The organism is uncultured Sulfitobacter sp. (assembly GCF_947502895.1).
Lineage (GTDB): Bacteria > Pseudomonadota > Alphaproteobacteria > Rhodobacterales > Rhodobacteraceae > Sulfitobacter.
Map to the genome: position 1 here is coordinate 1,076,900 of NZ_CANNBM010000001.1, position 10,964 is coordinate 1,087,863.

At 50.8% G+C, this 10,964-nt stretch carries 8 protein-coding genes; 4 read left to right on the plus strand and 4 right to left on the minus strand.

Annotation, left to right across the window (positions count from 1 at the left end):
• Positions 1-4: 4 nt before the first annotated feature.
• Complete coding sequence (gene glpD / locus Q0903_RS05435; RefSeq protein ID WP_299413514.1) at positions 5-1,591, minus strand: glycerol-3-phosphate dehydrogenase; 1,587 nt, start codon at positions 1,589-1,591, stop codon at positions 5-7.
• Between the two features lie 255 nt (positions 1,592-1,846).
• Between glpD and Q0903_RS05440 the strand changes: the two genes are divergently transcribed.
• Positions 1,847-2,614, plus strand: coding sequence for a DeoR/GlpR family DNA-binding transcription regulator (locus tag Q0903_RS05440; RefSeq protein ID WP_299413517.1), 768 nt, complete (start codon positions 1,847-1,849; stop codon positions 2,612-2,614).
• A gap of 108 nt (positions 2,615-2,722) precedes the next feature.
• Here the strand turns inward: Q0903_RS05440 and Q0903_RS05445 are convergent, their stop codons facing one another.
• Positions 2,723-3,817: a tyrosine-type recombinase/integrase gene (locus tag Q0903_RS05445; protein ID WP_299413519.1), complete on the minus strand. Its 1,095-nt coding sequence runs from the start codon at positions 3,815-3,817 to the stop codon at positions 2,723-2,725.
• 416 nt (positions 3,818-4,233) lie between these two features.
• On the opposite strand from Q0903_RS05445, the gene Q0903_RS05450 reads away from it, so the two are divergent.
• The 3 genes from Q0903_RS05450 (at position 4,234) to Q0903_RS05460 (ending at position 7,664) form a co-directional block, all read left to right on the plus strand.
• Complete coding sequence (locus tag Q0903_RS05450) at positions 4,234-4,587, plus strand: hypothetical protein (RefSeq protein ID WP_299413521.1); 354 nt, start codon at positions 4,234-4,236, stop codon at positions 4,585-4,587.
• 86 nt (positions 4,588-4,673) lie between these two features.
• Positions 4,674-6,431, plus strand: coding sequence for a hypothetical protein (locus Q0903_RS05455; protein ID WP_299413524.1), 1,758 nt, complete (start codon positions 4,674-4,676; stop codon positions 6,429-6,431).
• Positions 6,432-6,554: 123 nt separating this feature from the next.
• Positions 6,555-7,664 (plus strand): hypothetical protein, encoded by a 1,110-nt coding sequence (locus tag Q0903_RS05460; protein ID WP_299413526.1) that lies wholly within the window; start codon positions 6,555-6,557, stop codon positions 7,662-7,664.
• 181 nt (positions 7,665-7,845) lie between these two features.
• On the opposite strand, the gene Q0903_RS05465 is transcribed toward Q0903_RS05460, so the two are convergent.
• Together Q0903_RS05465 and Q0903_RS05470 are read right to left on the minus strand one after the other, a co-directional pair.
• Positions 7,846-9,144, minus strand: coding sequence for a hypothetical protein (locus Q0903_RS05465; RefSeq protein ID WP_299413529.1), 1,299 nt, complete (start codon positions 9,142-9,144; stop codon positions 7,846-7,848).
• A 394-nt stretch (positions 9,145-9,538) separates the two neighbouring features.
• Positions 9,539-10,915, minus strand: a complete 1,377-nt coding sequence (locus Q0903_RS05470) for a hypothetical protein (RefSeq protein ID WP_299413531.1) — start codon at positions 10,913-10,915, stop codon at positions 9,539-9,541.
• Positions 10,916-10,964: the final 49 nt, after the last annotated feature.

The window sequence follows — 10,964 nt, forward strand, 5'->3', positions numbered from 1 at the left end:
CCCTTTATTCAGCTGCCGCGACAAGCGGATTCTGAAGTCTCTTTTTCATCCACGCGTCTAGCTGCGCGATCTCTTCCTTGGTCATTCGCAGGCCAAGTTTGCTGCGCCGCCAGACAACATCCGATGCCTCGCGGGCGTATTCATGATCCATCAACCAAGCGACTTCGCGCGCTGTGAGGGTGGCACCAAACGCCTTACCCAGATCAATCTGCGCGGTCGCACCCGCAAGCATTTTTGCCGCATCAGTCCCGTAGGCGCGGATCAGGCGGGTTGCCCAGCGTTGCGAGATAAAAGTGTGCGCAGCGCGCAGTTCAGCAATCAGAACGTCAACACCGTTCACCGGAAAATCACCACCAGGAAGTGCCACACCTGCGGTCCAAGACCCTTTGAGGTCGGCAAACACTGTTTTGACCTCGTCCAGTGCATTTTCGGCAAGACAACGATATGTCGTTATCTTGCCACCGAAGACATTCAGCGCAGGCGCACCACGGCTATGATCCATTGTCAGAACATAGTCACGCGTAGCAGCCGAAGCCGAGGTGGCACCGTCATCATAAAGCGGACGCACACCTGAATAGGTCCAAACTACATCATCCGCCGCAATCGGGCTGTTCAGATACTGGTTTATGAAATTGATCAGATAATCGCGCTCTTGCGGCGTACATTCAGGCTTGGCTGACGGATCAGGGTGATCCTCGTCCGTGGTGCCGATCAGGGTGAAATCAGTTTCGTAAGGGATGGCAAATATGATTCTGCCATCTGTACCCTGAAAGAAATATGATTTCTCATGCTCGAACAAGCGCTTTGTCACGATATGGCTGCCGCGCACCAGCCGCACATCCGACTGGCTGTTACTCTTTAATGCACCGCGCAGCACATCACCTACCCACGGACCCGCAGCGTTCACTACCATACGTGCGGTCACATCACGTGTCTCGCCAGAGGCCGAGTTGGCAAGAGTGACATGCCAAATGCCGTCCTTCACATCAGAAGATACGACTTTTTCGCGCACCATAATCGTCGCGCCGCGCGCTTGCGCATCGCGGGCATTCAGCACCACAAGCCGCGAATCCTCAACCCAACAGTCGGAATACTCATAGGCTTTCTCGAACTTGGAGTTCAGCGCCTTACCTTCAACAGAGCTTCGCAAGTCCAGGCTTTTAGTCCCTTCCAGAATTTCGCGTCCCCCCAGATTATCATAGAGAAACAGCCCCAACCGGATGAGCCATGCAGGTCTGCGCCCTTTCATCCACGGCATAAGTACGCCGAGCAGTTTGGACGTGGGTGTGGTCGAATCGAACCGCATGCTTTTGTGATACGGCAGCACAAATCGCATGGGCCACGAGATATGCGGCATTGCTCTGAGCAAAATTTCGCGCTCAATCAATGCTTTACGCACAAGCCCGATTTCGAAATATTCAAGATAGCGCAAGCCACCATGGAACAATTTGGTTGAAGCGCCAGAGGTCGCAGAGCCGATATCGTTCATCTCGGCCAGCCCTACGCTCAAGCCGCGCCCTGCAGCATCACGCGCGATGCCACAACCGTTTATTCCACCACCGATGACCAACAAATCGAAATGAGCCGTCATTCGGTGTCCCCCCCAGTAGCCAATATTACGCTGCGACAATTTGTGACAACAAACGATCACAAAAGAAAGATAAAAATGTTCCTTTTTGTTCGCTTTTTATATCCATATGTTTTTACAAACGAATTTCAGCACAGATTCCCAGTCAATGCAGTGTTTCCGCGCGCTCCGCTGGACTTCAATTAACAAGAGAACAATTATCCGTTGTGAGATTTAGTAAAACGCGCTGCTGTCTGAGTCGTGCGGAAGGTATGTGATATGGTCGCGACACTTCGAAAGCCTGAAATAATCGGCATCGCCCGCCGCGAAGGGCGCGTGACCGTTGAAGGGTTGGTCGAGCATTTCGGCGTGACACCCCAAACAATCCGTCGCGATCTCGCCGAGCTGTCCGATGCCGGTCAGCTAGAACGCGTGCACGGCGGTGCGGTACTGCCTTCTACCACCGTGAACATCGGCTACAATGATCGCCGCCAACTCAACCAGTCGTCCAAGGTAGACATTGCACGCCGATGCGCAAAGCTGATCCCGAACGACTGCTGTGTTTTCCTCAATATCGGCACAACGACAGAGGCAGTTGCCGCAGAACTGCTCCAGCATCAGGGATTGCTTGTCGTCACCAACAACATCCACATCGCCCTTATTTTATCAGAAAACCCGAACGTTGATGTGATTGTAACAGGAGGCAGCCTTCGAAAGTCAGACGGCGGCCTCATAGGCGCAGTCACCCAGCATATTACCAGTCAATATCGCTTTGATTTCTCGCTAATCGGATGCTCGGCATTGCATGTCGACGGAGATATCCTAGACTTCGATCCTCAGGAAGTCGCTGTGAGCCGCGCAATCTTCAAACAAAGCGATCATATCATTCTTGCCGCGGATGTTTCCAAATTCGATCGCAAAGCCCCCGCCAAAATAGCATCCCTCGCGAATGTTAACAGCTTCGTAACCGACTCCCGGCCTCCCCCACAAATTGAAACCCTCTGCAGAACAGCCGGGACCGACTTGATCATTGCCGACAATAGTTAATGTTGTTGCGCAAAGCTAGGCTTAAGCGGGCCTGAACCACCATAGTCTGGTGACCCCGGCAGGATTCGAACCTGCAACCTGCCCCTTAGGAGGGAACCGTTCATAGCGCTATTCCTTCTTTGATTTCCGTTGTTTGGGTGTTTGTACAGGGTCTATCTGTACATGGTTTGTACGAAAACGAGCCCTGACATCGGCCTCATCCGTCTCTGCGTGGGCATAGATACGCATCGGCAAATTAGGATCAGCCCAGCGACCAGCTTTGGCCGCAGTTACGGGATCGACACCCTGCCGGACAACTAATTCAGTGAAGAACCCATGACGCCCTGCTTGGTGCGCGGATAGGTATTGGATACCAGCCCGCTTGCAGATGGTCTTCCAGCGTGTGTTGTATCCGGTCGAGCTGCCATAGCCAAAAACGCGCGGCTTCATGAATTTATCGGTCTTGCGGTTCTTGGGTCGCTTTGGTGGCAAGGCCAGCATTTCGTCCATCATCTCTGGCGATACCGTGATCCAGCTCTCGGGATGTCCCTTCTGGGCCTTCACCCTGACCTTGTTCTCGGCGGGCCGCAGATCATGAGGCACTAACGAAACAGACTGATCGATCCGCGCCGCCGTCTCGAACATGAACCGGACCAACGCCGCGTTGTACGGATCAGCTGCGCTGCAAAATGCCTCGATCCACGTCTTGTCCGCAGGGGTACGCTCAACACGACTCGGCTTGTCGCGCAATTTGTCCTGCGAAATGCGTTCAAATTTACTATAGGGCTTTACGCGGATGAGAGGCGTTCCCAATAACTGGTGTGCATTATTGATGACAGCGCTTGCTGGTGTAACGATTTCCCTCCACCAAGTATCGGTCGATGCCATCGGTTTCCAATCTGGCCCAAACCCCTTCAACAAAGCGCCTGTGATGTCCGTCAGCGGCATGGCCCCAATCTTTTTGACAATTGGAATGAGTCGCTCAGCGTCTTCTTCGGAGGCGTTGTAGAGCAAGATCGCATCTGAAAATGTTTTGCTGATCTCATCGCCGACAACATGTCGACGTATCTGCATTTCAGTTTCAATCGCTACCCAGTCCCGTGCGCCCTCTTCTGTAGATGCCTTAGTGCTTCGCCGATATGTGCCGGTGATCGGCCTGCCGTTGTATTCGACCTGCCCTTTGACCCAGTAGTAGAGGCCTCGCTTGTAGATTTTAAGTGGCATGGCTGACCTTCCTCATAGATGATGTCGATCTGTCGAGGCGTGATCAGCATGGTTCTGGCAAGGCAATAGTAAGCGCCCTTTTCCCTAGCTTTCTCGCGCAAGGTGCGCTCAGAGATGATGATGTCCTTCTCACCTAGAACGACGATCCATTGAGCTGGTGTCATTCCCTCATCAAGTATTTTGGAGCCAATCGATCCATCGAATTTGGACATGTCCTTCGCCTTTCCTATGCGCGTGGAGAGTCGGTACCTTTCGTCATCTCAGTTCGGAGACAGGTAACTATCTGAGCGCTTTGCGAGCGAAGGTTTTTCTTCGCCTCAGTTTCCAACCAAGCCTTCACATCGGCGGGTAGGATCAATTTGAACTGCGTGGTCTTCATCACGTTCCCTCTTGATTGATCACTATCAGGACATAAAATGTCCGTTTATTCAAGGACAGAAATTGTCCATGTTGTGTGTATGAGTGAAAACACGCCGATTCAGTTCAAGCTAATGCTTCCCGCCGATCTCAAAATCCGGGTTGAAGAAATGGCTTCGCTTAACCGCAGAAGTCTTTCACAAGAGATCGTGGCCGCGTTAGAAGAGAAGTATCCAACGCCCTCAGCTACTGACGCTACGGGCATAGAAGCTCGGGTGCTGCTCTGGCTGGCTGGCAGAATTAGAAAAAGCTCTCCAAAGCCAGGCTCACTTCGCGATAGACAGGCAGCGGCCTACGAGGTTCTTGCGGGACGTTCTATTGCAGAGTCATCAAACGACGACGAAAAATTCTAGAGGCTTGCGTGATCTTATCAATGCGAAACCACAAAATCACGCAAGCATTTGATTTTTAAACTGAAGTCCAAATTTGAGGCAACCTCGTGATCACAGACTATCAAGATGAATTTCCGATACCTCTAGCAATACTTCCACCCAAACTTCAGGCGTTATTAGAACCGGTTGGGCAAGATCCAACGCTACAGGTTGAAGTAACGAAACGTTGGGAAAAAGATCACTACGGACCGAACCGCGAATACATTCACATGATCATGGCTGCGGTGCCAGAGAAAGATCTTGGCTCATTGAGTGTGGTACGTGAGGCAAATCATGGAGTTGTTTCGTTTTCGGTTCCAGACATCGAAAACCAAGGCGATCTGTCAAAGTTTGTGCCTTCAGTAGCGGGCTACGATTATATTGTCGCGTCTTGGGGCGGAGGATCGTTCTATAGCTACGCTCTGTCTGAGAAGGTTTGGATGGCATTGGGGCTGTCATCCCGCGTCCTCGGTGGAGATGAGCAACGCATCATCTACGACGATCTTTCGTTGCCAGAATTCGGCGTCGCTGAGGGCGAGGTCTCTACCCAATATTACTTCTCTTCACAGCGCGACGTCCGTTGGATTATGTCGAACGAATACTTGAGACGGTACCTTTGGATGCGAGGAATGTATGGTGCCAGGGTCTTCTTTTATGAAAGCTTGTTAGCCGATTGCGAGGATCTTAGAGCGTTGATGGATGGTCAGTCTCACGTCCTAATCGAACCTGAGAATGGATGGTTTCGGCTGGATATTCGAGAATTCAAGGGCGGATTGCTTGTTCAGGTCTGGGCTTCAGTTGTTGCCGTTGCTCCTGAATTGAGCCCAGAACAATCAGCTGATGGGGTCAAATGGCCCGGTGCGAGTGAGCCAATGACCCATGACAGGGCGAACGCCCTCGTGGCCGCCGAGCCAGTGTATCTGGATGATCAATTCTTGGAGCGATACGAACAAAGTAGCTTCTTCGATACAGTACCCGTTAATGTACACGGGCGTTGGCATTGCAGCCCATCCTACCTAGGGCAGTGGTGTTTTACAGAGAGTGTTCGAACCGGGCGTAACTTGCTTAAGGTGCCTATGCGCGAGTTATATAAGCCGAAGCCTGATCGCGAGATTCTTCATGCTATGTCTTATGCTTTGGACCCGTCCAAAATCGAAACTTTTGACTTAGGCGAAGAGCATATCGTTGCCAAGGTGGACAGGTTCGTAGCTGAAATATTAGACTTAGGGGACGGATTAACTGCCTTAAACTTGAACTTGGGCATAAACTCAACTGTCGAAGACATCGTCGGGTTTTCTCGCACGGACCTCAACCAAAATGGATGGCTAAACTACCCTGAAATCTCCCGTCTCGCTCAAGTGGCACCTCTGTCCATGACCGAACAGGCTTTCTTATCTAGGTGTAAGAGTATCCATGAGCTCTGGCAGCGGATACCAAATGCCATACTACGTAACCTGCTCAAAGAAGCGGGCCATGCCCGAAAAGACATCAAAGATCTGGCCAGCCTAAGGCTAATCCAGGCGCTGTTGAATGTTGTCGAAAGGCTGAATTCTGATGGAGAGGAAGTCGACGCATTCGGGTCGAGCCCGGAGCCCGATGATTTGGCATGCCGAAACCCCAATGTTGCAGCCCTTTTTGTAAACAATGACTTACGTATCTCAGATGCACATGATGCAGGTTCTGTACTACCTCATTTAGAATCTCTTGGTTTCGATACTGCGACGATAAATCAAGGGTATGGCCGTGCGCTTGACCATGTTTTTGACGGCGTGATCAATGGGTTTGCCCATCTGAATACTCAGCTAAGATATCTGTTGGATCGCTAAGGAGATATTTTGATATCAGCCGTCTTCATATTGATAGAATATGTGGCTGGTAATAGGACCGCGCTACTCGTGAAGAGGTAACCTCAAACAAACGGCAATTTTGCTTTTAGGTGGAGTAAACACTTGGAATTAGAAGAAGATGCTACAGTCATTTTTTCAATTGGGAGCGACTTTCCATATGATGATGTCAAAAGCATTGCTACCAGACTGGCGGCATCCAACTGTCTGGTTCCAGGCTTCATAGCTCCAGTTGCAGGCTTAGCCTCGATTGAAGCATTCTTGTATTCTGAGTTGGTTGATCAAGCGAGTACAACTGTCATTGTTGACCGCAATGTCGCGTCACGTATGGCCCAGATCGCGCGTGATGGAGCCGTCCGTCCGCTAAACGGTCCAACACAAATCGCAGTTGACCTCATGGCTCTAGCGCAATCTGTGAATCTGAACATCGATCCATCGATCGCATTTCACGAACTTGCTCACCTGAACAGCAATGCCGACGCGTCAGAGGAGCTTCGCTGGTTCCGTGCGGCCGATCATGGCCAAGCACGGGCTTGGATTGACGTTGCCCTCGGACGGGAAGATGCACTTCCTTTGTCGGCACCAACAGGACTAGAAGAATATGATCTTTCAAAACCTCTGTTCCGATGGCGACGCAATTATACTGTAATGCTGAAGGCCGCAGAGTTGGAGCTCTCTGACCTAAGCCCAAAGGAACGAATGTTAGCGCTTCTTGAGTGGATGATTTCTGATTTCATGCTCGCTGGACCTGCAGCCATATATTGCGCGATGTATTTCGCTCCGTTTGCCACCAAAGCGGGCATGTTCAAACAGCTAAGGTCGCCAAATCGAGACCGAGCTTTGAATGGCATAAAAAACGCAGCGTGGGATGTTACTTACCTTAGCGAACTAGTCCGACACGCAACTTCCTCCAATCACGATTCTGATCGCTTTATTTTGGCAACTGCTGACAAAGCAATCGCACAGGTTGCTCCCCTACTTTTCCTTGATGCCGAGAACCTTCTAGATCTCGAAGCCAAGCTATCTGCACAGTTCGAAAAGTGGTGGCAGGCAGATTCTGCTTCCTTAGCAATGGGCTTTGCAAGAGCAATGTCATTAGCAACCGAGCGATCGCCACCACAACATGGCTCTTATTTGAAAGACTATGTTGGCGACCTGATAGCGATTGGTGAAGCGAGCATCCTAGCAAACCAATCGAGAAACTGGCGGCAGTGACCAAGTTGGACCCTATTGGTCAGATCGCCCTCCGGACATTCGTGGGGATCTCAGCCAGATTCCAAATCGAGCTAAGAGTTGCCGTTGCTGCGTTGGGCGTGAATGGCCACAAGTCGCTGCAGCCCTCCACTCTGGTTCAGTTTTCGGAGTCCTTATGAAAAGTTGTGCAACAATCGTCTAGTCAACTTGCCACCGTTTGCTCAGCCCGCTTGTAGGCTTCCAAATGGTGCTCATCCAAGAGAGACTCAAGGTCGGCATTGCTGATCTCATTCTTGGCATAAAGCAGCTTGATGAACTCACGAAAACCAAGGCTTCCTCGAAGGTCAGCCCCGTTGTTTGTGGCACTAAACACACCAGCGATATCTTCCGGCGAAAAGCGATCAGCGAGAGGGTTGGCAATGCTACCAGCGAGCGCATTGGCTTCATTCCAGTTTGACGCAGTCCCATAGATCTGAGCGACACGAGATATAATTTCTGCAGGGGGATCGGTAACATCAACCAGCTGGTCGGCACCGAGTGTCTCAAGTGCTTTGAGCGCGTCCTCGCGCCACCAGCCCAATTTAAGCGCGGCCTTGACCGCAAATCCTTTATCATCTGCATCGTCTTGCTTGAGCCAAGTCTTCAGAACAACCTGCGTAGCTTCGCTGACCAACTCTCCCGCCTCACTAACGCGTACCGTCATTGCGGCAGCGAAACGCACTGCGTCAGGGATACCGCTTGCCGATAGCTTATTGATAGCTGCTACAAGCCGAGGCACCACAATTGATCGGTGCATTTCTACAGCGGCGTCTATCGCTACAAACACATTCACGTGGGCATGATATGCACTTTCCGGGCTTGGCCAACCGAAAGCAAGATCATCCACAAAAGCACGTACGAGCGGGTCGCGTGCATTGCTGAGTTCAGTTCCTCGGAGGCGAATAACGGCATCTTCAAGGTCGCTGGGAAAATAAGGTGACACTACAACTGTTTGAAGGCTGGAGAGCGCCGCCTTTCCCTGGCGCGCTGGCTGCGACAATACGTAATGTAAGGCCGAGCGAATGTGCAGTCGCGCCAGCTCCGCTGCCGGAGCATAGGGCAAAGCATCAAGAGAGAATGTCGGGTGGGCACAGCGATGGCGGTCGGCACGCAACCGAGTCAGCTCTTCAAACTCTTGGTGGCCAAAGAAATCGAATTTGTCTCGAAAATCCTCAAGAAGGTTACGCTCGATTTCGAGCAAGCCCTTTATTGCCTGCGCTGCCCCGTTTTGCTGTTGCACATGCAGTTTGCCGAGATTTTCCACAATTTTTTGGGCTTCTTGATCGCCACCTGATGCCAAACCGTGCAACTTCGCAATTAGGTCGAAGCAAACAGCAACATACGTTGAGATGATTGCAGCACGATAAGCCCCCGCTTCGTAGCAGCGAACCGCCTCGCGAATGTGAATTTTGGCATCATCATTCACGCACCGCACAATCATCTCTTCGAAACCAAGTATCATGTTGGCAGAATTCCCTTAGTTTTTTGCTATTCTCACGGCAGCGAAAACACTTTAAAATATCTAGGTCAGATTGCCGTGTTCCACCGGGAAAGGACAGCGGGCAATTTAGCGTACTTGTGCAAAAAAGCTGCACCATTCGAGTCGAGGGCTGATCGCAACTCTGCTTCTGAAGACATCGCCGCAGTTGAAAGGTTTAATTTTTCAATCGTCAACGCCCAATAACTTGGCTCTAAGGCAGGGCTTGGTACCGCTGTGGATTGGGAGCAGTCATTCATTCGAGAAATACGAATGGTGGCAAAGTCCCGCATAGTAGAAAGTAATGGCTTATGCGCAGCATGTCTGCTGTTGCTCGTCACTGACGCTTATGAACCTAGTCAAGTTGTGGTTCCCTCGGTCACATCGTCCATACCTTTGCGTCACGCAGGTAGTCAGGCACCTCATGTTTGCGTGCCGCCGGGTGGTTCTCAAGCGCCATTCTTAGTGTATGTACAGCGTCAAATGCCTGAATGATTAGTTCACGCTGCATCGCAACATACTTCTGGTCGAACTCATCATCTTCCACTTTATGTGCTGGTTTTTGGCGCACCCTACGCACAGCTCTGATATTTCCCAACATCTCTGCTATTGGTTCCGGATCAGCAGGCCTGAACTTAGCTCCAATCCACTCTTGAAGAAGTTGGATAGTTCCCTTTGCTTGGGTGACTCGATCTCCATTTTCATCCGTTAGGTTGCGATTAAGTTCAATGTCGCCTTTGAAAAAATCTCGATTCAGATCGTCGCTCAATAATTGATCCAGTAGCAGTGCAAAATCCCGAAACTCTTTCTTGGTAGGCCTAATCAATATGCCGAATCCTCGCGGGCGCTTTAGATCGGCAAACTCGGTGCGGAAGAGCTTCGGCTTGCCAATCAGTTCAGACATCCGATTGATTTCGATCTTCTCTTGCAAGAAAGCATCATAGATCGAAATTCGCTCAGGGAAGTCTCCAATGATCTGAGTTCGGTAAAAATCTGGATGTAACTTGTATGACCCTGCCAGCTCATGCTTTTGCATCTCGATTTGCTGCACTTCGGGCAAATCGTGCAGATATCTAACGAAGGCTGCGACAGCTCGATGCATTTCATCATCGTACGCAAAACCAAACTCAAGGAACTCTAGACCATCAAGGATAACGGCTCGGTCTGCAATTCTTGTTCCTTCTTTCTGCAGAATTCGCCCATGAATATCGTCAACTTCAAAGTCGAATCGAGGGTCATTGCGGTACCATTCGAGAGCTCGTAGATCGAATGCCCGGAAGCTCAGCTGAGGCTCACCTTCCTTCAGAGCTCGGGTATAGGGCGCTGTCTCACCAACACCCACAGCCTCTTCTTTAAGCAATGCAGGAGCCGGGTAAAGGCAACCAGTTAATCCGTCCGAGCTAATCTTCTCAAGTTGAATATCAGCAGTCTCTGCGACAAAGGCCTTAATATGGGGGTTAGGATGTCCGTCGCCACGTACTAAATCCAACTTGCCTTCCGCAATCAGCTCCCTCACTAGATCGACGTCAGCGGCGGCTGGAAGTTGTCTCACAGGCAAACCATTGAAGTCACCTGATTTGAGGTATTGGGTCAGGACTTGATCCAATATGGAGGCTTTTGTGTCCACACTCGCGCGCTCACTCTTACTGTAGTGGGTCTCGCTACCCCATAAATTCCAATTCATTTTTTGGCTGACGTTGTTGAGCAGAGCTCTCACGAAGCTCGCGCACAATTCAAGTTTAGGTTTCACGACCATTCTTACATCACCTTGAGTTGTAGCTGTTTGGCAGGTTTGGTATAATCCA